This is a genomic window from Amphritea sp. (assembly GCF_050300915.1).
In the GTDB taxonomy this organism is placed as follows: Bacteria; Pseudomonadota; Gammaproteobacteria; order Pseudomonadales; family Balneatricaceae; genus Amphritea.
In genome coordinates this window covers 1-25,469 of the sequence record NZ_JBNKYN010000062.1, presented here as the reverse complement: position 1 = coordinate 25,469, position 25,469 = coordinate 1, and the positions used below count along the sequence as shown (strand labels likewise).

The 25,469-nt window shown below is 44.0% G+C and carries 21 protein-coding genes; 11 read left to right on the top strand and 10 right to left on the bottom strand.

Features of this window, described 5'->3' with window-relative positions:
* From ACQY8X_RS15240 to ACQY8X_RS15215, 6 genes are all read right to left on the bottom strand, one after another.
* Positions 1-297: hypothetical protein (locus ACQY8X_RS15240; protein ID WP_428035998.1), on the bottom strand; the 297-nt coding region annotated here is incomplete at its 3' end.
* Between the two features lie 379 nt (positions 298-676).
* A complete protein-coding gene (locus ACQY8X_RS15235; protein WP_428035997.1) occupies positions 677-1,903 on the bottom strand; it encodes a tyrosine-type recombinase/integrase in 1,227 nt (408 codons plus the stop codon).
* Between the two features lie 354 nt (positions 1,904-2,257).
* On the bottom strand, positions 2,258-3,751 hold the full coding sequence (locus ACQY8X_RS15230) for a TniQ family protein (protein WP_428035996.1): 1,494 nt from the start codon (positions 3,749-3,751) through the stop codon (positions 2,258-2,260).
* Complete coding sequence (locus tag ACQY8X_RS15225; RefSeq protein WP_428035995.1) at positions 3,748-4,656, bottom strand: TniB family NTP-binding protein; 909 nt, start codon at positions 4,654-4,656, stop codon at positions 3,748-3,750. Before ACQY8X_RS15225 ends, ACQY8X_RS15230 begins: the two co-directional genes overlap by 4 nt.
* Positions 4,649-6,604: a Mu transposase C-terminal domain-containing protein gene (locus ACQY8X_RS15220; protein ID WP_428035994.1), complete on the bottom strand. Its 1,956-nt coding sequence runs from the start codon at positions 6,602-6,604 to the stop codon at positions 4,649-4,651. Before ACQY8X_RS15220 ends, ACQY8X_RS15225 begins: the two co-directional genes overlap by 8 nt.
* A gap of 42 nt (positions 6,605-6,646) precedes the next feature.
* Positions 6,647-7,321 (bottom strand): Tn7 transposase TnsA N-terminal domain-containing protein, encoded by a 675-nt coding sequence (locus tag ACQY8X_RS15215; protein WP_428035993.1) that lies wholly within the window; start codon positions 7,319-7,321, stop codon positions 6,647-6,649.
* A gap of 537 nt (positions 7,322-7,858) precedes the next feature.
* On the opposite strand from ACQY8X_RS15215, the gene ACQY8X_RS15210 reads away from it, so the two are divergent.
* The 10 genes from ACQY8X_RS15210 (at position 7,859) to ACQY8X_RS15165 (ending at position 20,191) form a co-directional block, all read left to right on the top strand.
* The gene (locus ACQY8X_RS15210) at positions 7,859-8,743 is read left to right on the top strand and encodes a hypothetical protein (protein ID WP_428035992.1); all 885 of its coding nucleotides are present in this window, start codon (positions 7,859-7,861) and stop codon (positions 8,741-8,743) included.
* Positions 8,744-9,187: 444 nt separating this feature from the next.
* Positions 9,188-9,793: an antitoxin VbhA family protein gene (locus tag ACQY8X_RS15205; protein ID WP_428035991.1), complete on the top strand. Its 606-nt coding sequence runs from the start codon at positions 9,188-9,190 to the stop codon at positions 9,791-9,793.
* Between the two features lie 204 nt (positions 9,794-9,997).
* Positions 9,998-10,348 (top strand): hypothetical protein, encoded by a 351-nt coding sequence (locus tag ACQY8X_RS15200; RefSeq protein ID WP_428035990.1) that lies wholly within the window; start codon positions 9,998-10,000, stop codon positions 10,346-10,348.
* A gap of 6 nt (positions 10,349-10,354) precedes the next feature.
* The gene (locus ACQY8X_RS15195) at positions 10,355-11,419 is read left to right on the top strand and encodes a YaaC family protein (RefSeq protein WP_428035989.1); all 1,065 of its coding nucleotides are present in this window, start codon (positions 10,355-10,357) and stop codon (positions 11,417-11,419) included.
* Positions 11,420-11,437: 18 nt separating this feature from the next.
* Positions 11,438-12,349, top strand: a complete 912-nt coding sequence (locus tag ACQY8X_RS15190; protein WP_428035988.1) for a hypothetical protein — start codon at positions 11,438-11,440, stop codon at positions 12,347-12,349.
* Positions 12,350-12,473: 124 nt separating this feature from the next.
* Positions 12,474-14,069, top strand: a complete 1,596-nt coding sequence (locus ACQY8X_RS15185) for a type I restriction-modification system subunit M (RefSeq protein WP_428035987.1) — start codon at positions 12,474-12,476, stop codon at positions 14,067-14,069.
* Positions 14,066-15,244, top strand: coding sequence for a restriction endonuclease subunit S (locus ACQY8X_RS15180; protein ID WP_428035986.1), 1,179 nt, complete (start codon positions 14,066-14,068; stop codon positions 15,242-15,244). Before ACQY8X_RS15185 ends, ACQY8X_RS15180 begins: the two co-directional genes overlap by 4 nt.
* Positions 15,241-15,795, top strand: a complete 555-nt coding sequence (locus tag ACQY8X_RS15175; protein WP_428035985.1) for a DUF6933 domain-containing protein — start codon at positions 15,241-15,243, stop codon at positions 15,793-15,795. Before ACQY8X_RS15180 ends, ACQY8X_RS15175 begins: the two co-directional genes overlap by 4 nt.
* A 31-nt stretch (positions 15,796-15,826) precedes the next feature.
* Positions 15,827-16,972, top strand: coding sequence for an NYN domain-containing protein (locus tag ACQY8X_RS15170; protein ID WP_428035984.1), 1,146 nt, complete (start codon positions 15,827-15,829; stop codon positions 16,970-16,972).
* Positions 16,973-16,996: 24 nt separating this feature from the next.
* Entirely contained in the window at positions 16,997-20,191 is a 3,195-nt protein-coding gene (locus ACQY8X_RS15165) for a type I restriction endonuclease subunit R (RefSeq protein ID WP_428035983.1), read from the top strand.
* Between the two features lie 1,509 nt (positions 20,192-21,700).
* On the opposite strand, the gene ACQY8X_RS15160 is transcribed toward ACQY8X_RS15165, so the two are convergent.
* The 4 genes from ACQY8X_RS15160 to ACQY8X_RS15145 all read right to left on the bottom strand — a co-directional run bounded on the left by ACQY8X_RS15160 (position 21,701) and on the right by ACQY8X_RS15145 (position 24,121).
* The gene (locus tag ACQY8X_RS15160) at positions 21,701-21,979 is read right to left on the bottom strand and encodes a hypothetical protein (RefSeq protein WP_428035982.1); all 279 of its coding nucleotides are present in this window, start codon (positions 21,977-21,979) and stop codon (positions 21,701-21,703) included.
* Positions 21,980-22,029: 50 nt separating this feature from the next.
* Positions 22,030-22,695 carry a response regulator gene (locus ACQY8X_RS15155; RefSeq protein WP_428035981.1) on the bottom strand — a complete coding sequence of 222 codons (666 nt, stop codon included), beginning with the start codon at positions 22,693-22,695 and terminating at the stop codon, positions 22,030-22,032.
* Positions 22,696-22,772: 77 nt separating this feature from the next.
* Positions 22,773-23,228 carry a response regulator gene (locus tag ACQY8X_RS15150; protein ID WP_428035980.1) on the bottom strand — a complete coding sequence of 152 codons (456 nt, stop codon included), beginning with the start codon at positions 23,226-23,228 and terminating at the stop codon, positions 22,773-22,775.
* 20 nt (positions 23,229-23,248) lie between these two features.
* Positions 23,249-24,121 carry a DNA-binding protein gene (locus tag ACQY8X_RS15145; RefSeq protein WP_428035979.1) on the bottom strand — a complete coding sequence of 291 codons (873 nt, stop codon included), beginning with the start codon at positions 24,119-24,121 and terminating at the stop codon, positions 23,249-23,251.
* A 192-nt stretch (positions 24,122-24,313) separates the two neighbouring features.
* On the opposite strand from ACQY8X_RS15145, the gene gap reads away from it, so the two are divergent.
* Entirely contained in the window at positions 24,314-25,321 is a 1,008-nt protein-coding gene (gene gap / locus ACQY8X_RS15140; protein WP_428035978.1) for a type I glyceraldehyde-3-phosphate dehydrogenase, read from the top strand.
* Positions 25,322-25,469: the final 148 nt, after the last annotated feature.

Sequence of the window (25,469 nt, the reverse complement as noted above, 5' to 3'; positions counted from 1 at the left end):
GGCTGCGCGGTTTAGCTGCGTAATCAGGCGGTTGAGATCCTCTTCGGAATGTAAGCGGCGTGAAGAGATGATAGGTACAGGCTCAAAGCCGTATTCCCGAATGACTCTGGCGGCATTCACTCGCTGATCATGGTTCTCATTGCCCAGAAACGCGATGTTGATCGGCGTGCCCGGTGGAATCTGAGGTGCAGCTATTTCGATCTGGCGGATCTCCTTGCCTGTCACTTCAAGCGTGTATGCCGCTGCGCTGGGACTCTTTTCAATGGGCGCTGTGTTGCCCGGTTGTACGATATGCATGAATCCACACTCTATGAAATATGATCTGATCGGCTAGCCCGGGATGAGCTGGCGTAATATCAACGTCAGGATATAGGTTGTCGAGACGCTGATGAGCCAAATCAACAGTAGCCAGAACAGTCCTTCTCATCTCTGATTGGGGTTAGATTACGCCTGAACAGAAAACAGGATCAGGCATAAAAGAAATAATTATAGTGAGTACAGATTGATGAAGGTAGCAGGCCATCGCAATGCGTTTTTGCATTGCATGATTGACCCTGGGCTTGCGCACGCATGGCATATTTTCAGCCACTACTTTTCAGTAACGACAACAATAAAGAGAGATACTTTGCAGAGAAAGCACTTTAACAAGTACAAACAACCAACTGTATTATCAGAGTCACACCTCCTGACTCTTAGCGCTTGAAGCCCGTTCCATATTATCGGAATCCACATAAAGCTCGTCGGTTGTTCTGATGCTGCCATGCCCGAGATCGGCCTGAACATGTGCGAGATTTCGGCCTGCGGCGACCTCCATCGAGGCGCCTGTATGCCTTAACCAGTGGGTGGTGGCGGCTCGCAGTTCTGAGGCTTCGACATCAAAACCATCGGTTATCAGGGAGTGACAGCCTTCATTCAACGCGACTTCAACAATGTTACGCAGCTGGCGACTACCAATGCCTCTGTTTTTAACCCGGGATTCGATAACCGGCTCAGCAGAGTCTTTAGAGGGAAGGGGAGTCAGGCCTCTGTGGATGCGGTAGCGCTGAAGAAAGCCGATATATTCGTTGGAAATTGACACATCACGCTCTTTAGAGCCTTTACCATAGGCGCGGAACCACCAGTTACCTTCGTGATCCCGATGAAAATGAGACATCACCGGCAGCCAGTTGGGCCGCTCAGATAGCTCGGAGATACGCAGTTTAAGCGACTTGAGTGTGGCGACCACAAACAGCGTACGCTCATGCTGAGGATCAGCCGCGGCCAGGGATTTAGCGGAACTGAGTAGATATTCCCATTGCAGCTCAGATAACCGGCGAGCGGTATTGATGCCGGTTTCCTGTCTCAGATAGGGGCAGTTTTTCTTAACAATCGGAATCTGATTGCCCGGCGCATAATCTTCGGCCATCAGATAGTTAAAAAACACACTGAGGTTAGAGAACAATCCCTGCCACGACTTAGTGTTAAGGCGACCTTTGCCAGCGCCCGCAACCCGAAAAGGGCGCCAGTTTCGGTTTGGCTCCCGTAAGCCGTTTACCGTGGAAAAACGCCTTTCTATGGTTTCGGTCTGCCAGCGTGGGTCGGGGCTGGCGACAAAGTCGGTATACTCCTCAAGATCACGTCTGCGCAACTCAACAATGGATTTCCTCTTGATTAACCAGGCCCAGAGCAGGAGTCGTTCAGCATCACCCCGGAACTTCTCATAGGTGTCCTGGCTCTTCTTGCTGTAGCTACAGAGAAAGTCTTTGGTATAGCGGTAGTCATCAAGCGCACCGTTTACAGCAATACCAAGCACAAACGCCTCAACAGCCGGCGCCTGATCAGGAAACACTGCATTTCGGGGAATCTGATTAAAGTGCTTAGCGGAATCAAACAAAGGGAGGCCGGAGAACTCTGTAGTCGACACGGGACGCTTAACCTTAAGTAGTTGTCTGTGTGGTGGTTTCAGTTTTGAGTGAACTTTTTCTAAGCGGTTTTACTGGGGTGTAGGAGCGATGTTTCAATGAGAGTTATATGATGTTTCAGTATAACTTGAACCTAACCTACAGATTTCAATCAAAGATGAAACTTGACTTAAATAAACTTTTAAAACAATTAGTTAGATCTATATGGTATTAAATATATCATAATTTTGTGAAGGTGTAAGCAGGCGGAGTCTACTTATAGTTAGAGAAGAGGCTACTAATCAGAGAGGTTGTAGATTAGGTGGTAAGAATGAGTAAATGGAAGTTGTGCAGGTGTATTTAAGAATTAGTATTGCTTACGCTGAATACGGTAGCTTATGAGCTAGAAGTGACAGGCCATCAACACGCTCTCTTCCAGGTCCACCCCATTTTGCGAGTTGTATCTCCATAGATTTTGAAAGCTGAAGGACACATCTTTCACTACACTTCAGAATAGCCGCAGCGGTATGTAACGAGACAGAGTTCTCGCATGTAATTTTGAGCTGACTAAACAGCCAGGGCATCAGTTTAGATCGATCAATAGATATTTCTTTTAAATAGCCAGCCTTTGAAAAGACGCCATCAACTTTCCCGCTTAATACATCAGCAATCAATTGACCAAAGTTGGCAGCGTATTCATTCAGAAGTGCTGATTTAGGGGTGATATTGATCGTATCAATTGATTTTAGGTTCTCATTAAGGGGAATGCTTTCAAGTAACTTATAGACGGCTAATAAATCAAAAAGCTGCACCATAGTTGAGCTTTTAGAATTTATTGGTGAGATTACTCCTGCATCAACAAGGATAGAAATATCAGAATTGTGTAGCTTTAGCAGTTCTGCTACATGGCTATTTGTTACTTGGTATCGAAGATCGCAAACTTTCATCAGTTTACGACGAACAGGCTTAACGAAAACTTCGCTTTCATTGAAACCGACCTGGTTGGGTGAGAGTAGTGCCGTACTTAATGGCCACTCAGTTACCGAATTCACTGCTAGATATTTGGATGAATAAAGAGAAGCTTCATTTGAATAACTCGCCAAAACAGCCCTTTCTTCAAACAGTCTTTCCTTCCATTGATTCTGATATAGCGGATCTATTAATTGGCTATACGCAGCTTGTACCAAATTGCTGATATTTCTCACGGAGGAGGGAATTGATCCGATTTTCTGATACATCGAGTCGAAGGGTCTAGCAGCTATTAGGGTTGATAGGCAGATATCTCTAAGCCAACCCTTCACGTGTGATGATGGAGCTTTAGAAGACTCAAAAACAGACCATACATACTTCTGAGATTCTGTTACTGGTTGTGGTTTAGTGGCAAGCGGCTCCCATCTAGAACCACAAGCAGGGCAGCGCTCTAACAATTCACTTTCCCATTTGAACTGATAACCGCATTCAAGACAGCTATCTTGTAATACTGAACCATGTTTTTGACACTGAAAAATTGGCAGCAGAGACCAACGCCAGTCAATTTTCTTATCCTCTGCTAGGCAATGAAAGCAGACCCGTGGGTAATCTACTCGTATATCCTGAATCATTCGATTCTCATCGTATAAATAAGGATGATCGCAAGTAGTAATAAGGGCTTCAGAAAGCTGACTAGCATCTTTTAGAAGGGCGGGAGCTGCAGTTAACAAAAGGTCATTACAGGTATCCTTATAAACCCTGGAAAAGTTTGCCTTGCCTGACCACTGAAGCAACTTAGTTACATCACTGATACGACGCCAGCCACCGAGATAAGCAACTCTCATCAGATATCCATTTAGCCCTTCATGTGCTTCAGGATTGGGACGAATAGCAAATTTCATTTCCCTTCTCCTTTCAGAGCCTTTTTCTTGACATCTGCTGCAGAACGGCTAAATGGATTAAACCGTCTAGAGGTTGGGTCATCGACGACGCTGTCGTACGCATCAATGAAATCGGTTATCTTAAGCTTTTGCTCTGCCCCAGCTGAATCGATTGCAGTCTCGACGATACTAGCGATATTACCTGGGAGGCCATTGGTTGCGACAAACATACGCCAAACCATGCTCTCACTATCCAGACTCACTGTATCGATACTAATCTGTTTTTGAACAAGACCAAGATACTTCTGAAAGTAACTAAACTCTGATGGCTCTCTAACACTGAATGCCTTCAGTTCGGAAGTAGCCATAAAACGGCGCTTGAGTTCTGCATGCCCCTTTAGAACCGTTCTCGCGTTCTCTAAACCTGCAAGAATGACCGAGACGTTAAACGAATCAATGAGGTGCTTTACATAGTTTCCAACAGTTCTCATCCGCTTAGCTGAATCGCTATAGAGCAAGTCCTGAAACTCATCAATCATGATCATTTCGACCCCTAAAGTTGTAATCTTTCGAGCTACACGCAGGTCCATATCATTCTGAGTTCCTTTCCCTGGTGCTTCATCGCCAAGCACCTGAAGCAGCAATGTCGTTACATTCTTTAGCGTAGGTGAGGGTGGTATCTTAATCCGCACTACTTTTTTGTAGTCATGAGTGTCCGTTGGCTCTACATACATTTTTTTCTCATAATATTTGAGAATAGTGCTTTTCCCAGCGCCACTTTCACCGATGATAATCAAACCACGACGACGGCGATGTGCAAGAGAAATAGCATCGATCACCTTATTAAAACGTGGATGCCTGATGGTATGCCCTTGAAACTGTATTAACTGGTCAGTTGGGCAAGAGTTGATTACATACTTAGTCAAGGTCAAAGCCCTCCTCATCCCAAGAGGTTGGGATCACTGAGTTATCGCCTAACTCCCAATCATCTTCTAAATCACTGAGCCCTGATTTAGCACCTGATACCAACTGCGCTTGATGGACTCCCTTAGTAATCTCATTGGCCTGATGGCGTCTCATTGAACTAGATCTAGCAGCTTTAATTCTTGCACTATGAGTTGCACGAGCGTCAGCTAAGGTTTGAGACTGCCGCAGCTTACGCATTCGCCTTGCTGCATTTAGACGATCTTCCTCTTCTGTTTCAGAACGAGGATTTAGTATCTTGTACTGCTGAAGGGTCATACCTTCAGTAATCGAAGGGTCTGTTGGTATAGCAAGAATCACTTCATTAGTCTGTTCATCAACTACAGAAATTTCACTTATGTCATTTGGGCTGAACTCCACCAGCACCTTTGGATTTGGATCACCAGGCATATGAACGTCATGATAGTAATCTTGAAGCTCTTTACTGTTGTAAAAGATACCTGAGATTTGCACACCGTGATGAGCCTGAATAGTTCTTCGCTCAATCTGGCCACGCATTGTGCGCAAAGTTTCAAAACTTGACGGCAAAGATGAGTATTTAGTAAATGAGTCAGTATTCTCTGTCCATATTTGATACGGAGTTTTACCTGATAGCCCTGAATGTGGTTGATGGTGGTATACATCGATGATGTACTGAGAGATTACTTGTTGTAGGTCTGTAAACTTCATCACAGCCTGTTTGTCGACAGGAGCTTCAAGTTCTCTATCATCACTAAATTTACCGCAGTATCCAGGTAGCTCTCTGAAGAGCTGCAGTCTTAGTGTTCTGATAAAGCTTTCTACGAATGGTTTTTTGTCACCTCTACCCGTTTCTACTGTGGTTGGGGTAATGCCCGCAGCCATGCAAAATTCATCAGCTGCTCTACTTGTATACCCTGGGCCTCCATCTGTAACAATTGTTAACGGAGTTCCTTGCATTGGGTAATCGGATTCACAGTAAAAGTAATCTTTAGGATCTTTCGGGGCGATGGCATGGATATAACTGTCAATAACGGAAGCCGCAGATTCCCCCTTGCCAAGCTGTAAGGTAAATCCGAGCACTGAGCGCGAAAAGCAGTCGAGTACGATATAAATTGTTACGACAGTTGTAAGTACATTGCCATACTCATCTGTAACACCTATAGAAATATTTCCCGCATCGACCTCAACACGTTCAAGAACACGATTTATAGTAAAATTACTTCTAACTGCTCTTTTTGCCATACGAAGAGCTTTAGGACCTTTTCTAGCACCGATAATGGTTAGCTCATCAAATTCATTTATCCAGTTTCGGAATGTTGTGTAACCAGGCACAGAAGAGATCTGATATTCATCTATAGCTGACACCAAGAACGCTTGATACGAAGCCATCATGGAAGGTTCAGAACCTTGAAGGTAATGATCACGGATATACTCATCAGCAAGTGAACGAACAGAGCCTTCGTATTTACTTTTCTTTTCACGTATATCTGACGCAACAATGCATGCTGTACCTGAACTGCTCTCCTGCGCTTTACGGTGCCATCGCCAGACAGTGGTAGGTGAGGGTTTATCACCTTCCAGACGCCCCCTCATATTCCAAACCCTGTTTATGACCTGTTGGCGAATCTCTACGCCACCCACGGCTCCACCAGTAACTTCGTAAAGGTGTGTCAGATAGTCATCAATGCGAGCTTTTTCTAGTTGTTGATTCAGGGATAAATTTAGTCTTCGCTCGATAGGTCGTTCAGGCTGGATACGATATATCTTGCCTTCACGATAATGCCGATCAAATTCATGTGGGCAAATGACTTCATCACGACCGTCCTGATAACTAACAACCATGCGTTTGTTCGCAGATTCAGATACCTTTGCAGGACTTCCAAATACGCTAAATGACAAATTTTGAGCAGACGAATTCTTGAGTTTCATAGTAACTCCAAAAAATTAAAAGGTTATAAGAGGGGGGAAGAGCTAGTGCTGCGTAGCCTTCCAGAAGATTTCGGAAGAATCGGACAGTGACTGAGATAAGTCACACTCTACTAATCCATGGGCAAGGGCTATTACTGGCAAATTCTTGTCTAGATCCAGCTCTAGTGCTTGTATTTGAAGCTCAATAACTGAAGCTGAGCCGTTATGGAAATATGACGTGAGAAGATCTAATTCATCACCTGGCTTTGGTTCAAAGCGCCAAGGATACAAAATCTGTTGATTTGCACTTGTATCGTTATCCCGAATTTCATTTTCAGTAAAGATCAAATAGGTTGAGTTTTCTCTCTGAAAGTGAACACGCAAAGCCTTCGTTTTGACCTGGAAAGCCTCGCTTTTAGTTTTTCTATAAGGTTTAACCTCAATAATGAAGGTTTCATTATTGAGGTTCACAACCGCAAAGTCTGGGGTGTAAGTCCGTTTCTTCCCTGAAACAGAATATGTCGTTTTAAAGGGCTGAGTTTCATAGGATTTGACGTTATCGTCGAACTCCAGCTGTAAAGCAAAGTGAAGTTCAAGCTGGCTTTCGATAAAGAAGGCACAATCATTCTTCAGAGACCAGAAGGTCAGGGTAGGTTTTACAGGGCTTTGTTTTCCTAATGTACGTTCTGAGGTATCAGGCACATCGGTTGTGTCAGTCGTGTCAGTTGTATCAGTCATATATATTCTCCCACATGTTAAACGGCAACTTGTTTTGGTTTATGCCGTAGACAGGAATAAATATAGTGATTGAACATGGGCTAATCAAGCATAAACACCAATGTAAGTCATTGATATAAAAGATATTATATATACCATAATTATATTAGATAAGTCTAAATAATCGATTCAGGCCGCACTTTACATACGCTTTAAAATATAAAAACCCCCATATATCATGAACTTTATTCAATTAATACTTCATTGAAGTGAATTAATTTCACTTAGATAATTTTGTATCTTTATCTGTACGAAAAGTTGGGCTTAATTACCCGCAAATATCAGACTTACTTAAAAACTTAAGTCCAAAATCGACCTTAAGTTGCTATATAACTCAGAAATATGACCATAATTTTTTGATAAGTATAACTGGGTTGGAAATTGACTTTTATGAAAAATAAACCTTTAAATTCAGATAGTTAGATTGCCATCCAACTAGACAAAAAATACTATTCCATGGTTCAATGATAAGCATATTGCTTTGATAGGAACACAAAAATGGAAACTGAGTTAAGAACAAACATCTTCAGCAAGTATCAAATTGCTTTTGAGAGGAACGACGACAGTGTCCTAAGTAAGTTTGAAAAAACGGAGCCTAGAAGAGAACGTAGGAAAATTGAAAAGCATGAGATGCAACACATCTGCAGGAACTTGATAAGGCTCAGCGCTACAGAGCAGTATCTCAAAACGAATTCAAGAGACGTATTCTCATATGTTGGTAACTCTTTTACTTATTACTTACCAGTAGAGTTATGCGAAATTGTAAAATGCTCAAAGGGGTGGTTTGACACTTTTAGCATGCCGTTTTTAAAAAATGTTGCAATATACATATCTGATTACTATTCGCTAACCTCATCTGAGATAGAAGAATTAAATTTTGATTGTTCTGTGTTTCCTGAGAGTTTTCATACTCACGACCCAAGGAAAGAGACCGTTAATGAATACCTAGCTAATTTTGCAGATGAAATTATTTCCTACGCAAAGAAAAAGAAGTGGTATGAATTGCTGCCAGATTCAAGTGTAGAAAGAAAATGGTTACCCAATGAGCCAAGCCTGAAAAAAAATATGAGCTTTGAAGAATTTATTTCCCGTGCAAGTTCCTGTAAGACAGAGGAGCAAGCTACATATACAAAACAAAGCTCTATTGAGAAAGAATACCTGCGCTACGCTGAGATCTGCCAAATTATGGGTTATAGCCTGCTCGATCGTTACCGCTACCTTGGGATAGATGAATATGTACCTTTGTGTGTTGTTTTCGAAGAGATGCTGCTCAAAGGTGCTCCAGTAGCTGAAATAAAGGAAACGTTACTCAAAGAGCAAAAAGAACGAGGATGGGATTGGGCGATGGGAAGCTATGGAAAGAAGGTATCAAAACCATGGTAATCCAAAAATTCTGATGGTGATGGTACTCCTATTTTTTAGACTGGGAGCAGTTGAGATGCCATCGATGGACGTCCCATGTATAAAGTTGAACGAGAAAGCATAATGCCTTATTCAAGTGTAGTGATGAAATTGAACTGCTATGTAATGTAGTCTCAAAAAAAGCACAAGAAATGAGTATCGATAGTGGGGATCTTCAACAAATTCTTACAGCGGCTCCTTGCCCACCTTGTAGTGATCTATGTATAGAGCAATCTTTTAGGCTATTGAGAGTTTATAAAGCGCTTCTTTCGATTTTCAAAAATGAACAACAGGCCAATAGCTGGATTCATAAGCCAAATGACTACTATGCAGGACACACTGCACTGTCAGCAATTGTTTCAGACCCTACTAAATTGGAAGGCCTTGTTTGCTACCTAGAATATCAGCTTGTGTGAGGTTAGGTTTATGACTAATTGTCTTCGATTAGCTTCGATTGATGAAGTTGGTGTAAGTACAGAATTTCTAAGTCAGTTGAAACACATAGGTGAGTCAATCGAATGGATAAAATTCAGGGATAATTTCTGTTCACCAGGAACTGTATTGGATCACGAAACAAAGCAAGGACTAGGCAGACTATTCTGTCACTTGAGAGGCCTACCATTAATATCTGACGATACTGTATGGCTTCCACAAATAGCCAAACGCACAGGATACATAGCACGCTACACCGTACTTCATGTTCTCTTAGGTGAATTAGAATTGGTAGATTCTTGGGAAAATTACTTTCTAGGAAGTACATTCTGTCTAGTTGATGTAGAAGCCGAGGCAAAGATGAGCAACTGGGGGATCTTCTGGGAAGATGTAATCGACTTTTTTGAGCAGTATCACCTGGTTTGTCTGCCTTTATGTAGCAATCATCAGACAGCATCTAACCTCCTTGACAACGTTAAGGCCAATGTCTCACTATCGGGCCTGGAGGTTTCTGATGAATTAGCCAACATCGCCTCGTTGGCTGCAAATGGAATTATCACTACAGAAGAAGCCTTGAAGCGGTTAGGAATAATCATCTAGTTGGGTGAAGTGCACTGAAAATTTTACCAAATGACTCTCTGTGAGGACGTAATAGTGTATTTCTATGAAATTGGCTCATAATCAGCCTATGAATATTTTATTTCTTTGTACTGCAAATATGCATCGCTCACGGACTGCAGAAGAGTTTTTCCGTGCAGAACTACCACTCAATTTGTACAAATCCGCAGGTTTAAGTGAGAAAGAATGTCGTCGAAATGGCACCGTGCTTTAAATCGTATGGGTAAGTTAGCGGGCTTAGGATCAGCAGATATAAAAATGCTAAGGAATGGTTTTCTTAGTAACCCTGATCAGTCAGCTATTCATCCAATTCCATTTTCGGTTGATGTTGATGATCCTTCTTATGAGGAATCTTGGGCAGATAGCCTTGTCATGTGCCACAACACTAAAGCAACTAATCCTATCGATCCGAAGATATTTCCAGATATTAGTCATATCTACTACACGGAAGAGGAGGGATTTACAGGGATTATGCGGCCATATGATGTATTGAGTTCAATCACATTTGTTGTAGACAACAATGACAAAGAGGAATAGATACTAATGGCATTACAGGAAGTAAAAGACGCTCAATTCAAGTATCAGAAAGTCATCTATTCGCACATACTTATTTCACCAGCTGAGCCTATGAGCTTAACCGCTGATCCTTGGTCGTTCTTACATGGTCATCTGCTTGCCAAAATTGAGTCTAGTAGAGGAGAGAACTGTTCAAATTACAAAAGAGCTAAGTATTACTCCACTCTTGCTGAAGACTATTATAAAGCGGCTGAGTCAGTAGCAATGCCAGCACAAGGGACTCTTCTTTACTACGGCATGATGAATCTAGTGAAAGCTTTATTAGCAGTGAATAAGGTTAAGCTTGAAACCGTAGTAGAACATCATGGTGTTACAAATACACACGATAAGAAACATATCCTTACGATCTCAGGCAATATAAGAGATTGCACGAATATCTTTAAAGAATTTGCCTCGTTGATGGGTACTCCTGTTACAGGAAGACATGAGATCCCTCTAAGAAAGATAGTTCCTTTCATCCCTGAGATACACGGGATTGTTAAAAGCCTAAACATATTTAAGCGCCCTAAATATCTGCCTATAGATATAAAATTTAAAGTGAACGAAGCAGCAACTTATTTGATGACTGAGCTTAGCTATAAGAAGGGCTTAGATAACGTTTCAGATACATCAAAAATGCTCAAAGGGGAGCGGAAAAAATACTTTCAAGACAGCTATGAACAAGGCTATCAGGTTGTCTATAGAAGCAAGCGAAGAAAACGAATAACCCAATCTAATTGGCCTACGATTTATGGAAATATCCTTAAGGAGTATAAAAAACTCGGAATCGCTTCTCTTTTAACCAGGAATGGTTATCGGTATTACTGCTCTCTTGAAGAAGGAGACTATCATCATCTCTGTAACTCTTACCTTTTAATGTTCTATTTGGGCCATACCGCTCGATACAGGCCTACGGAGATGGAAGAGATTATGAACGGCAAGTGGCGGCCCATAGCTACTGAAGCTGTTGCAATCCTACCGAAGCAATTCCTATATCAGCTAGTAAGCCTCATAACTGGTAGATTATGTGTGATTCCTTTTTCAGATATCTAAATGATTTAGCAGCTAGAGATGCCTACTCAAGATTCAATACCTACTTTATCTTTCGATTCAATTCTTACTCAGTATCGAGAATCATTGAAATGGCTTGATTCTTTGGGGGTTAACTATCAACACGGCAGGGTGTGTAAGTATCTGCGTATTTTTGAAGAGTGGAATCGATCATATAAAACCGCTACATCAGAGGATGCTAAGAACTCCTATCCTGCATTCATATATTCAATTCAGGAAATGTGGGACTTTATATCAATATACGAAGCATTTAAGCTTACTCCGACTTCCGAGCTGAGCGGTATCATTACAAAACTGAAGGATGGGGTTAAAGGGCCTGAGAACCTTTTTGATGAGACGCCAAAATCTACAAGAGCTCGAAACTTCATTTTTGAAGCAGTTATGGCAGCAAAAACCCATAAACCTACCAGGCATTGTTCAGCAATCTTAGATGCTGAAACAGATACAGGAATACGTTTTGAAAAGTCTAGCGTATGGGTTGAATGCAAAAGAGTTACCACTGAGAAGAAAATTGAAAAAAATGTCAGGGAAGCTTCAAAGCAACTTCAACATGCTATTTCAAAGAAGGTAGGGAGCAATCATAGAGGACTAGTCGCACTCGATGTTTCAAAGATCCTCAACAACGGAGACCGTATCTTTGTTGCAAGCGATTCTACCAGCCTCCTATATGAGATCGACTTGATGATGGACCGTTTTATTCGTGAGCATTCCCATATATGGCAAAAAATCATTACATCAAAAAGCCCTAAGATTCTAGGAGTTATCATCAAATATGATTTTATGGCTTCCAGTGATACTGAAGGCCTCGTATCCAGATGTTGTCAGTGGGCTATCAATCCGCGTAATCAAATTTCCCCGCGCGACAGCGAGTTTCTTCATAAGCTGACCGCTGTATTAAAAGATTCCGATTAAATACAGCGTCTCAACTGGGACGTTATTAACGTGTTGTAGTACACTGATTTGCAATCAAATAATAGGCAGCGGATGCTTCATCTTCTTACCGCTGTTTCTATATCTATGTAAGTAAGGAACAGCAGTGTCTGATTTCAAAAAGATTGAGCAGTTAGAGAAACGCCTGTGGTCTGCGGCAGATAGTTTACGAGCGAACACAGGGCTTACCGCACAAGAGTATTCCCGCCCGATTCTGGGATTGATTTTTCTGCGCTACGCAGAGTTTCGTTTTGAGAACGCAGCAGCCAAACTTGAAGGCCAATCTGGTCGCCGTCGCGGTGGTGATATCAAGAGCCGTATTCAGGCTGAAGGGGCGATGTATGTACCTGAAGAAGCGCTGTATTCCAACCTGCTAAAATTGCCTGAAAGTGCCAATATTGGTGCTAATATCAATGAGGCGATGAAAGCGCTTGAGGCAGAAAACGAAGCTATTAAAGATGCGCTGCCTAAATCCTACACGCGCTTTGATAACACTATTCTTAAAGACCTTCTGAAAAACTTCGCCGCCATTGATTTCGGTATGGGGTCAGATGTATTCGGGCGTATCTATGAGTACTTCCTCAATGAATTTGCCAAAACTGAAGGTCAGGGCGGAGGTGAGTTCTTCACGCCTTCTACACTGGTACGTCTGATTACCGAGATTATCGAGCCGTTTCACGGCAAGGTATTTGACCCAGCCTGTGGGTCTGGCGGCATGTTTGTTAGCTGCGCAAACTTCGTTGAGGAACACAACAGGGATGCTGCTGACGAACTGTCTATCTTCGGTCAGGAGAAAACAGGGGATACGGTTCGTCTGAGTAAGATGAACCTGGCAGTTCATGGTCTGCAGGGCGATGTTCGTGAAGGTAACTCTTACTACGAAGATATTCATAACTGCGCGGGTAATTTTGATTTTGTAATGGCTAACCCTCCATTCAACGTCAACGAGATCCAGAAGGATCGCCTGATAGATGATAAAGCCCGTTTCCCATTCGGAATGCCACGTACCGATAACGGTAACTATCTCTGGATTCAGCTGTTCTATGCCGCACTGAATGACAAAGGCCGAGCGGGTTTCGTGATGGCAAACTCTGCCAGCGATGCCAGAGCTTCTGAGCAGAATATCCGTCAGCAGCTGATTGAAGCCAAAGCAGTGGATGTAATGATCGCGGTATCCAGCAACTTCTTCTACACCGTCACCCTGCCATGCTCACTCTGGTTCTTTGATAAAGCCAAAAAGGGCACTGATCGGGAAGATACAGTCCTGTTCATCGATGCCCGTCACATCTTCCGCCAGGTGACACGTGCAGTGCGTGATTACACCAGCGAACAGCTAAACTTTATCGCCAATATCGTGCGTCTCTATCGTGGTGAAGGTATTGATAATGTCTATCTTAATCAACACCCTGAAGAAGCCAACAATGGCGATTGGGCGGTCGATAAACACTTTCCTGAAGGGCAGTATCAGGATATTGCGGGGCTATGTAAGGTTGCGACGATAGAAGAGATCAAACAGCAAGGCTGGTCGCTTAACCCAGGGCGCTATATTGGTATCTCTGCAAGTGAAGACGAGCATGATGAGGACTTTGCAGCGAAACTTGAGGCGCTACAGGAAGAGCTGGAAGTATTAAATTCTGAAGCACATCTATTGGAAAATGAGATTTCTAAGAACATTACCGAAATTGTCGGGGGGGCTCGATGAAGCCAGTACATGTTTTTGAAGAGGTCCCATTTGAGACGCTGCTGAGTGATTCTGCATTTGGACCGAGGTTTAGCAGTGATTGTTATGCTCATGACGGTTCAATTGCCACCTTAAGAACAACAGACTTGGACAGTGACGGTAATCTTAATTACGAAGGTATGCCACTTGCCAGTCTTGAGGAATCTAAGTTCAAAAAACACTTTTTAAACAAAGGAGATTTAGTTATCAGTCGGTCTGGGACTGTTGGTATAGCTTCTGTGTTTAAAGAATTCTACAAGCCTGTATTACCTGGGGCATTCTTGATCAGATTTACATTTAAAGACGGATCTGATCCTCAGTTTTATAGATATTTTTTTAATTCCCCATCGGGAAGGGAGAGAGTACTCTCCATAGCTACAGGCGCAGTACAGCAAAATATCAACATTACAAACATGAAAGCGTTAAAGGTTCCTTCACCACCTTTAAGTTTTCAAAAAGCGGCTGTCAAAAAGCTAAAGTCCTTTGACAACCTGATCGAAAACAACAACCGCCGTATCGCCATTCTGGAAGAGATGGCCCAGTCCCTCTACCGTGAGTGGCTTGTTAAATTCCGCTTCCCAGGGTACGAACAGTGCCAGATGGTTGAATCTCCGCTTGGGTTGATTCCTGAGGGGTGGAAGGTTCAAACACTCAAAGAAACACTCGAGCTTGCTTACGGTAAGGCTCTTAAGAAGGCAGATAGAAATGGAGGAGATATTGCCGTATATGGTAGCGGCGGGGTTGGTGGATTTCATGACACAGCACTAGTAAACGGGCCGTGCATTATAGTTGGCCGAAAAGGAAATGTTGGAAGTGTTTTCTGGTGTGATAACGATTGCTGGCCAATTGATACCGTATTTTATGTAAAGAGCGAACATTCAAAATTCTTTTTGTATTTTAACTTGCTCAATCAGACTTTCCATAATTCAGATGCTGCAGTGCCAGGCCTCAACAGAGAATCTGCATACAGCAACAAGCTAATTCTCCCTGTACCTATGGTTTTAGAGCAGTTTGATAGCGTAATGAGACCAATTTTCTCTCAACTAAAAAATCTTAGAGCTAAAAATGCAAACCTCAAAGCCCAGCGCGACCTCCTGCTCCCCAAACTTATCAGCGGCCAGATCGATCTAAGCCAGGTAGAGCAAGCCTCAGCATGAATATTCACTGCACTCAGAAGCTATCTGCCAAATTAAAGAGTGCTGGCCATGCAGTGAGTCAAACACCTCTGGCTTCTGAGCAGTGTTCAAGTGGCACAGAGAACTCTATTGGCTCATGGCACGCCAATATCACCACCATACAGCGCCGCCAGTGTGTGGTGTTCTGTCATGATCAAACCCGCTTTGCGCTGGCACTGATTGGCGCAACGGTCAAAGAGCTGAAAGCGTTCGATTACTGGTTTAGCGATCTGTTTGTTAACACCTTACTAAAAGCGGGTGTTGATCCCGCCCTGATCGAAGCGACCTGCCAACAGCTTCCTGCTCTGCAGTTCGATACGACCTGTGACCGTTCGGTACAAGGGACGTTGAACCAGTTGATTCAGGAGCTGGATTGGACTGTTCACTATGATGGTATCTCAGTAATGGATCTACCGATCTACAGCACCTGCGTCAGATTAAGCAAGCGCCCCTGTCGTATCAAAGGGATGAAAGAGAGTGAATGTTTCTGGCCAATTGAAGAGATGACTAAGCTGCTGCATTCTTTGAATTAGGCAGGTTTTATACGGATAAGGACAACAGCACATGGATAAAACGAAAATAGCGATATTCGTTGATGTGGAGAATCTCACTCAATGGGTAAAAGAGGACGGCCTGGAAAAACTGGTCAATGATCTGAGTGAAGAGGGCCGTATAGTTACCCGTAAAGCTTACGGTGTGTGGAGCAGTCCCCATATACAAAAATTACAGGCACCACTGAATCGTCTGGGTTTCGATCTGGTTCATAGCTTTCATCCTGTCAGTGGCAAAAACTCTGCTGATATCCAGTTAACAATGGATGTATTGGAAAACGCTATCCGTGTAACGGATATTGAGCAGATAGTACTGGCTACGGGTGACTCTGATTTCTCCCCATTGTTCCGACGCTTACGGGAGATGGGTAAAGAGGTGATAGGGGTAGGGCCGCGCTCGCCATTAAGCGAAAGCGTAAAATCCTCCTGCACTCGCTATATCTATACCGATATAGCGGAGGAGCAGGATGCGCAGTATGAACTTAGCGAAGTAAGGGCGCTGGTAGAGGAGCTATTAGAAGCTAATAACGAGCCAATGCCATTAAGTGCTATCAAGAATACGCTAATGACCCGTGATAACGCCTTTGACGAGCGTAGCTGGGGGTATCCCAACTTTTCAACCTTTATGCGAGATATACCAAATATTGAGACCTTCCAGGAAGATAACAAGACGCATTGGATGGCTCAGTTTAGTCCTAATCGTAATTTGAGCGATAGTTCTGATAACTCAACGGAGATTACAGAACAATACAGAAAGTTTCTGCGAAAGATGAACTGGCCTTTTGCTTCTCATAATCTGATCGTTAATCTCCATAATGCACTGATTGGAACAGAAGCAATTGAGGTGTCAGACCTTAAAGAGAACCTGGTTCAACGCGTATCGCCTGAAAAAGGGCAAAAGCTTATGCGGGGCGCGACATCCAGCGATATTCGTAAAGGTCTGGCTACACTACTAAAAGCTCAGCTCTTTGATGTCACTGAAGATCTGCAAGGTAACAGGTACTGGCAATATAAAGGTTCACCGAATTATATTGAGGCGATTAACAATGCCGCTATTGCACGGGTACAGTCAGCATGTGATAAAGAAGGTGTGAGTTTTAATCAAAAACCGTTGGAACCACTGCTTTATCCTGTTGTGAGCAAAGACAAAGCACTATAGGTATGTGTTAAGGAATACGGATAGATGACCTACACAGAAGATGGATTGATTGAACAGCCAGCAATTAACCTTTTTGGTCAGTTGAACTGGCAAACGGTTACCTGCTGGGAAGAAAGCTTTGGTGAAGCAGGGAAAGCCGAAGGACACCCCTTAGGCAGAGAAACCCGTAATGATGTCATTTTGTACAGTCGTCTTCGTAGCACCTTAACAAGCCTTAATTCTGAAATTCCTGCACGCATCCTACAGGAAGCGATTGACGAGATTAGTCGTGACCGCAGTGTGATGAGCCCGATTGCCGCGAATGAGGAGGTCTATGGTCTTCTCAAGGATGGTTATGACTACATCAGCACCGCTGAAGATGAAGAGGACTGTACTGTTCGCTTTATCGACTGGCAGCAACCAGAAAACAATGACTTTCTGCTCTGTAGCCAAATGACTATTACGGGTGAAATTGAGAACCGTCGTCCTGATCTTTTGGGTTTTGTAAACGGTCTGCCATTGCTCTTCGTAGAGTTAAAGGCCAGCCACAAAGAACTGATCAACGGTTACAAAGACAACTTAAAAGATTACCGCAACACTATTCCGCAACTTTTTGTATTTAATCAATTAATTATTATTTCAAATGGCATTCGTTCCCGTGTAGGGACAATATCCAGCCAGTGGGAACACTTTGCCGAATGGAAAAAAATTGAGTCGGAATCTGAACCTCGTAAAGTCAGTTTAGAGGTGGTTATTCGCGGGGTATGCGAACAACACAGAATGCTGGATATTATTGAGAACTATGTTCTGTATGTTCGAGCTAAAGAAACTATAAAGATTGTCGCCAAGTACCATCAGTATTTGGGTGTGAATCAGGCACTGCTTGGATTGGACTCAGTTGATCAGAAGGCCCGTGGTTCAAACCTATCTAAAGGTCAGCTGGGTGTTTTCTGGCATACCCAGGGGAGCGGTAAAAGCTTCTCTATGGTGTTCTTTACCCGTAAGGCCTTTCGACGCTATACAGGTAACTGGACCTTTGTGCTGGTGACAGACCGTACTGATTTGGATGATCAGATCTATAAGACATTCAATGCCACAGGCATGATTACAGAAGCCTGCCAGGCTGAGTCAGGCGCAGAACTAAAACAACTGCTGGCTGAAGATCACCGTTTTGTATTTACTCTGATCCAAAAATTTAAAGGCGATGAGAAGGGCGATTACCCCATTCTTTCTGAACGGGATGACATTATCGTTATCACGGACGAAGCGCATCGTAGCCAGTATGACTCCCTTGCCATGAATATGCGCAAAGCGATGCCTAATGCTTCGTTTATGGCCTTTACTGGTACACCGCTGCTGTCTGGCGAAGAGAAAACCCGTGAAGTGTTTGGTGATTATGTATCAATTTATAACTTCTCAGATGCGGTAGATGATGGCGCTACACTGCCTCTCTATTACGAAAACCGAGTCCCAGAAGTGACCTTGTTAGCTGATAACATCGGTGAGCAGATCGCTGAGATTCTGGACGATGCCGAGTTGAGCGATGAGCAGGAAGCTAAATTAGAAACCGAGTTCGCAAAGCAATATCACATCATCACCCGTGAAGATCGCCTTGAAGAGATTGCTGAAGACCTGGTTAACCACTATATCAACCGCGAACCTTTCAAAGATGGTCGTTTAGGCAAGGCGATGGTGGTTTCAATTGATAAAGCCACAGCTATTCGCATGTATGACCAGGTACAAAAGGCCTGGAAGAAGAAGCTCTCCAGTCTTCAGCTGCAGGCAAAACACCTGTCAGGCTCCCGACTTGCCAGAATCGAATATCAGATAGAGCACATGCAGTCTGCTGATATGGCTGTGGTGGTGTCAGGTGGTCAGAATGATGACGAAAAGCTGGCTAAACGTGGGCTTGATTACAAAACCCATCGGGAACGCTTTGTAAAAGAGAAGCTGGATGAGAAGTTTAAAGATCCCGATGATGATTTAAGAATCGTATTTGTTTGCGCCATGTGGCTAACAGGTTTTGATGCACCTGCGGTTTCGACTCTGTATATCGATAAGCCACTTAAAAGCCACACATTGATGCAAACCATAGCGCGCGCCAACCGTGTTTACCCAGGAAAGGCCGTTGGACAGATTGTTGATTACATCAATATTTTTGGCGCACTACAGCATGCTTTAGGGCTTTATGGTGGTGGCGTAACTGAAGAGCAGGGGGCTTACACAGTTGACACCCCTGCCAGGGATAAATCAGAGCTGCTTTCTGCACTTAAAACAGCTATCGCTGATCTGGTTATCTATCTGAAAAAGTGCGATATCGATCTACAGGACATTCTTGATGCTCCCGCAACAGATTTTACCAAGCTGATACTGCTTGATGAAGCCAGCGAGATACTACTGAATCCTAAATATAAAGAGGAGTTTATAGCATTTCTGAGGCAGATAAACCGCATCTTTAAAGCCATATTGCCAGATGACAGCGCAACCGAATATACGCCACACCGTATCGCCATCAACGTTATTTATAAGCAGATGCGTGAAAAATCAGGCCTGAGCATCGATGATGAAGATGTATTGGATGTGGTTCGCAAGCAGGTTAATGAGCTGCTGGATGAATCCATAGAAACTATCAATATAAACAGCAATTTACCCGAACCCATTAATATTGCGGGTATCGACTTTGATGCACTGGCAGAGATGGTTTCACGCATTACAAGCCCTAAGCAATCTGATGCCGAACGTCTTAAAAATATCATTGAGCGGAAACTCCAACCAATGGTGATGCGCAACCGCACCCGCCAGGATCTGCAGCAGAAGTTTATGGATATGATCGAGGAGTATAATCTCGGTGCCTACAACGCTGAGGAACTTTTCAGAAAACTTGAAGAGTTTATTCGAGAACTGAATGAAGAAGATAAACGTACCGTTAAGGAAGGTCTTAGTGAGGAAGAGCTGGCTATCTTCGATCTATTGTTAGAAGACGTAACACTGTCTGATAAAGAACGTACTCAGGTTAAAGCGATCTCTAAGATGCTTATTGAAAAGATGCAGGACGCTCTGGTGATTGACTGGCGTAAGAAACAACGCACCAAGGCTAAGATCAAAAACCTTATCGAAGAGGTCTTAGACGAGCTTCCAGAAGCTTATGATGATGATCTGTGGCCCAAAGCGTGCTCAGAAGTGTTTATGCACATTTACGAGAAATACCCAGGCCAGGGACAGAGTGTGTATGTACATTAAATAATGCGTAAAGAAGCAGCGTGTGTACGTTGCTCTTTACGACACTTTACCGACGAAAAAGTATTTTTCAAAGCTCTCCGCACGATAATTTCCTACCAAAAATACCTATAAATGCAATTAATCTAGCAGGGATAGCTGGCTCTTGTTTGTAAAAGAGTTTCACGTTAATTGAAATACTTAAGGGTACACCTAACTTGTCTATCGGCTCTAAGCACCGTGGTAGTGATGGATAGGGCTGTTTCAATTAAGGTGAACTCAAGTTTCAGGTTCAATTGAAACCACCATGTGATATGAATCTGATTGTATGTAGAAGTCTCTTCAATTACCAGTAGTGTCTACTACTGGTAATCAAATGAATCCCTATATTTGCTATCTTGTTCATTGCTTATGGCATCTACGATAGCCTGAAAGCTGTCACAAATATGATCCTCGTCAGAGCCACAACGCTTACGCTTAAGCACTTCTTGCAGCAATCTGATAACCATTCTGTCTTCTGTAATATTCAGCGGCCATGATCTGTCGAAATCGGGGAACTAACGAGCAAATCTATTCCTATCAAAGCTCAGCTGCACTGAAACGCAGATCCAGACATACCAGTACGATAAGTTGGACGGTGTAATCCGAAAAGCGATTAGCACCAGGCAGATTCTTAGAGCAGAGCCTCAATGGCATAGCGGCTTGGTTTTGCACATCATCACATTAGAACAGTTCTCCACGAATCAAAGAACGATAACGAACAGACGTAGACCACTTGAAGCAGAACAGGAGATTGCATGTGTGGCTAACCAACTCAGTAAACTTGAATTATCAGCGCTCTCTGCACCTAAAGTAAAAGGCGGCCTTTTAAGCTTTCATTGATGATTGATCGGTCTCTTAAATAGGGCTCGTAACCAGACCTGACTAACACTCTACAAATTGTTATGAACTGACTTCGAGCCGTAATGCTTTTACTCAGTGTTACGTCCAGAACAACGTTACATCCAGAAAACCGCCGTAGGTTTTTACCAATGAAGCGTATCGTGCGCTGCGTTACGTTTTGCCATACTTAACCCACAAAACTGAATTCTTCGACGCTCTCCGCACGAAACAGATTCCGCACATATTACATCTATCTTCAAATCGTCACTGCCAATAGCCAGGGCTGACAGTAGCGCGATTATTAGCATCTAGAGCAGTGCCCATCATTCTGATTAGGTTAAATCGCTGAGGGCAGGCCTGCACCCACCAGGGAGAGCGCTGTATCACCTCGATAATTATATTATTTAACATAATATACATTATACGAAGTTATATATTTATAGAGATAAGCCCATTTAAAAGCCTTTCAGGCTAGCTAAGGCTTACTTCGGAAGCTAAAAAATAAATGAGAATCACGCTGCGCCAGGTGAAAAATTCAGAGTTTTGCCACCAATCCCTGGTCAAAGACGACTCTGCGCGCGCAAAAAAAAGCAGGCAATCGATGATTGCCTGCTGCGTTTACTGGTTACAAAATGTCGGGGAAATTGGTAATCAGGAGATCATAATCGGATGTTCCGGTGACTCGTAACTACAAACCAGATAGGGAGAAACAGACACCAATTCCCGAGTCTGATATGACTGCACTATCAGTTCCTGAGCACCACAAAGCTTATCGATTTTAGCGAGCACCTGGTAAGGCGCGCCCCGGCATAGCAACCGCCGGTTACTACTGTAAAAGTCTGCATCGAGATAGATATCATCACCGACATGTATTTCACGCCAGAGAAAATCTGCCTCTAAAATAAGCTCGGACTGATCCTGATGGTACATAGTTACGCCTCGAATTGGCACGCCGTTATAGTGCGGTCTGAATGAAATATTCAGGCCTCTACAATACTATGACGTATTGCAATATGTACAAGTTCAGAGTTGTTGTTGATACCCAGTTTGCGCAGGATATTGGCGCGATGGGCGTGGACGGTTTTAGGGCTGAGAAACATCTTTTCAGCGATCTGGGCGGCTGACTGGCCCTGCGCCAGACAGGAGAATATCTGAAATTCACGCTTGGTGAGTTTACTAAAGGGCGAGTTGCTATCTGCTGCGCCAGGAGTGAGCATTTCACGTATGCACTCTGCATAGTACGTGCGCCCTTCTGAGACCTCGTACACAGCTTTCAGCAGCTCGTCAGGGGCACACCGTTTGGTGAGATAGCCCGATGCACCAGCCTGCACCACATGTGCCGGAAACGGCTCGCTTTCCATGACGGTGAGAACCAGAACTTTTGCGTCAGGGTCTTTAGCGCGAATAATGCGTATCGCTTCAAGACCGCCGTAAATCTGAACCCCCTCACCTTCAGACGCATCTGCAGGCATGGAAAGATCCATAATGACAACATCAGGCCGAGTCGCGAAATATTTTTCTACCGCTTCCTGCCCACTGCTAGCCTCGGCAATGATATCAATCCGGCTGTCGTTATCCAGCAGTCGCTGAAAGCCTGCTCTGACAACCGGATGATCGTCAACCAATAATACCTTGATAGCACTCATTTATAGTTCAGATCCATTTGAAGATTCCATCAACGGGCTAATTATACCGATCAACTTGCAGGAATGAAGTGACCAGATCAATTGTTAGCGTCGTTTCCAATAACGCTGTCTGCTCCGCGATAAACCCCATGGGTATCGATATCCAGGGCAACCGCCGGAGAAACATCATCAGAACGCACTACCACCGGCATTGCAACCAGTTCATCACTATAACCGATCAGTTTAATACCCTCTTTCTTACAGTGCAGCAGCACCTTTTCCAGCGCCCGGATAACCGCAGCCTGGCGCGTGCTCAGGTGACGATCACTTGGCTGGTCATCCGATGGCTTTTTACTGGTGACCTGCCGGGTCGCATAGCCCTGCTCATCAACCAGCTGCAACGTAATACCAGCCAGCTTTTCCTTCACCAGCACGACCTTAGCCAGATTAAAAACCGCTTCATCCGTACAGCAAACAGCACCATCCGGGTCACAACCTTTAATCCCCTCAAGTATCTCCGCGTACGCTGAGCCTTTATCCAGATATGTATCCATAGTCTCTAATATTCAGTTAGTTATGACTTTAACTTAAAGTTTTCCAGCAAAGAGTGGAGCCGTTCAACTTCACTCTCTTTTTCCTTTAACCGGGCTTCAAACAATGCATCTCCACTGCCCGCTTTAAGCCTTTGTTCCATCTCACGATAGCGCAGATCCTGTTGACTTATAACCTGCTCCAGCTGGTGTTTCTCTTTGATGCTGCGTCGTTCGGCTTCAAGCAAGGACTCCCGGAGCTGCCGGTTCTCATCCTGAAGTATCTGAGCATGTTTTTCCAGCCTTGAAGACTCTCCTTCAAGGTACTGATTTTTATGTTGATATTCCAGTAATTCCTGCTGATGACTACCGCCACCATTGCGCTCAAGCTGCGCAAGCGTGATCTCAAACTCTTTAACCTGCCGTCTGAGATCACGATTTTCAGATTCCAGACGCATCTCTCGCTCATCCTGAGCAAGCTGTTTTTTATGCAGCTCAGCGATTGTTTCAAGACTGCGCTGGTTTTCATTCAGAAGTTTATCTGACAGATCCTGGAGGCGGCGCAGATCATTACGACTCTCCGTGCTGCGCCCGTCCAGCTCAGATTTTAGCTGCAGATAACGCTGCTCAAGCTGCTCCCGCTGCCCGGATAACTGATGTTCAGCATAAGCCAGAGCTTGCTGCCACAGCGTATTGGCGCTGGTAAATACCGGCTCGGGAATATCCGGGCGAGCGTTCTGTTCAATCAGCCGCTTACCCAGCCCCTGCCACCAGTCATTCAGTGCTTTGTTGATGGTGGTCAGACTGCCTGACCCCAGCTCATTGCGCACCATCTGCTGCGTGGGCTTGCGACCCTGCGCCAGCAGGCTATCTGCGATTTCAAATACTTTTTCGTAGGTCTTTGGCGTCATCGTCATGATATTAAAAATACATAATACATATTAGATACTTATCTTATATCAGCCGCCTGGGCGCTACCAGCTATATCAGCTGCATTCAAAACACAAAATAGTGAATAGCAAGACTGACGACACCAACCAGAACTTTGATTTCCGCCATTATCATCTTATGCTGAGATAAAACCAAGAGAGCAGCAAAAGGAGCACAGCATGACAATCAGAGTCGCGATTAACGGTTATGGTCGCATCGGTCGCAATATACTTCGCGCCCTTTATGAGTCAGGCAAGAACCGTCAGATTGAAATTGTTGCCATTAACGATCTTGGCGATAGCCGGGTGAATGCCCATCTTACTGAATTTGATAGTGTTCATGGCCATTTTAGCTATCCCGTCAGTGCTGAGGGCGACATCATGCAGGTTGCCGGTGATCGCATTAAAATACTCAGCGAAGCGGACCCCCATGCCCTGCCGTGGGCTGAGCTGGAGATCGATATCGTCTACGAGTGTACCGGACGCTTTACCAGCCGTGAGGCCGCATCCGTCCATCTGGACCAGGGGGCTAAACGGGTGCTGGTCTCGGCTCCGGCTAAAAATGCTGACGCCACCATTGTTTATGGCGTTAACCAGTCGATCCTTAAGCCGGAACATAAAGTCATATCCAACGCCTCTTGTACAACTAACTGTCTGGCGCCGGTAGCAAAGATTCTCAACGATAACATTGGCATTAAAGAAGGCATTATGACCACTATCCATGCCTATACCAATGATCAGCATCTATCAGATGTTTATAGTAACGATATTTACCGCGCCAGGGCTGCTACTTTGTCGATGATCCCAACCCGCACCGGTGCCGCTGAAGCGGTGGGTATTGTGATGCCAGAACTCAAAGGCAAGCTGACAGGCATGGCAGTACGGGTGCCTACCGCTAATGTCTCTCTGGTCGATCTGTGCTTTACCCCGGGCAGAAAAACCTCTGTTGAAGAGATTAACCAGCTGATGCTGGAGGCCTCAAAAGGCAGTCTGAAAAATATCCTTGAATACAACGAACTGCCACTGGTATCAGTAGACTTCAACCACCACTCTGCATCATCTATTTTTGACAGCACCCAGACACGAGTCATGGATGGGCTGGTGAAAGTATTTGCCTGGTACGATAACGAATGGGGCTTCTCCAACCGAATGCTGGATACAACATTATGGCTTTTCAAAGAGTTATGAGTGCTGTTGTGACTTTAAATTAACTGCCGTGCGATAAGGGGAAATTACAAGATATTGAGAGGAGGTGTGAAACTGGAGCGGAATATCGGGCTCGAACCGACGACCTGAACCTTGGCAAGGTTCCGCTCTACCAACTGAGCTAATTCCG

What these genes read in the sequence shown, in the direction of transcription:
- ACQY8X_RS15230 (WP_428035996.1), bottom strand. Translation starts at nt 3,751, where the DNA reads ATGAAATTTGCTATTCGTCCCAATCCTGAAGCACATGAAGGGCTAAAT.
- ACQY8X_RS15180 (WP_428035986.1), top strand. Translation starts at nt 14,066, where the DNA reads ATGAAGCCAGTACATGTTTTTGAAGAGGTCCCATTTGAGACGCTGCTG.
- ACQY8X_RS15160 (WP_428035982.1), bottom strand. Translation starts at nt 21,979, where the DNA reads ATGTACCATCAGGATCAGTCCGAGCTTATTTTAGAGGCAGATTTTCTC.
- ACQY8X_RS15190 (WP_428035988.1), top strand. Translation starts at nt 11,438, where the DNA reads ATGCCTACTCAAGATTCAATACCTACTTTATCTTTCGATTCAATTCTT.
- ACQY8X_RS15215 (WP_428035993.1), bottom strand. Translation starts at nt 7,321, where the DNA reads ATGACTGATACAACTGACACGACTGACACAACCGATGTGCCTGATACC.
- ACQY8X_RS15220 (WP_428035994.1), bottom strand. Translation starts at nt 6,604, where the DNA reads ATGAAACTCAAGAATTCGTCTGCTCAAAATTTGTCATTTAGCGTATTT.
- ACQY8X_RS15155 (WP_428035981.1), bottom strand. Translation starts at nt 22,695, where the DNA reads ATGAGTGCTATCAAGGTATTATTGGTTGACGATCATCCGGTTGTCAGA.
- ACQY8X_RS15205 (WP_428035991.1), top strand. Translation starts at nt 9,188, where the DNA reads ATGACTAATTGTCTTCGATTAGCTTCGATTGATGAAGTTGGTGTAAGT.
- gap (WP_428035978.1), top strand. Translation starts at nt 24,314, where the DNA reads ATGACAATCAGAGTCGCGATTAACGGTTATGGTCGCATCGGTCGCAAT.
- ACQY8X_RS15145 (WP_428035979.1), bottom strand. Translation starts at nt 24,121, where the DNA reads ATGACGATGACGCCAAAGACCTACGAAAAAGTATTTGAAATCGCAGAT.
- ACQY8X_RS15150 (WP_428035980.1), bottom strand. Translation starts at nt 23,228, where the DNA reads ATGGATACATATCTGGATAAAGGCTCAGCGTACGCGGAGATACTTGAG.
- ACQY8X_RS15210 (WP_428035992.1), top strand. Translation starts at nt 7,859, where the DNA reads ATGGAAACTGAGTTAAGAACAAACATCTTCAGCAAGTATCAAATTGCT.
- ACQY8X_RS15165 (WP_428035983.1), top strand. Translation starts at nt 16,997, where the DNA reads ATGACCTACACAGAAGATGGATTGATTGAACAGCCAGCAATTAACCTT.
- ACQY8X_RS15175 (WP_428035985.1), top strand. Translation starts at nt 15,241, where the DNA reads ATGAATATTCACTGCACTCAGAAGCTATCTGCCAAATTAAAGAGTGCT.
- ACQY8X_RS15200 (WP_428035990.1), top strand. Translation starts at nt 9,998, where the DNA reads ATGTCGTCGAAATGGCACCGTGCTTTAAATCGTATGGGTAAGTTAGCG.
- ACQY8X_RS15195 (WP_428035989.1), top strand. Translation starts at nt 10,355, where the DNA reads ATGGCATTACAGGAAGTAAAAGACGCTCAATTCAAGTATCAGAAAGTC.
- ACQY8X_RS15170 (WP_428035984.1), top strand. Translation starts at nt 15,827, where the DNA reads ATGGATAAAACGAAAATAGCGATATTCGTTGATGTGGAGAATCTCACT.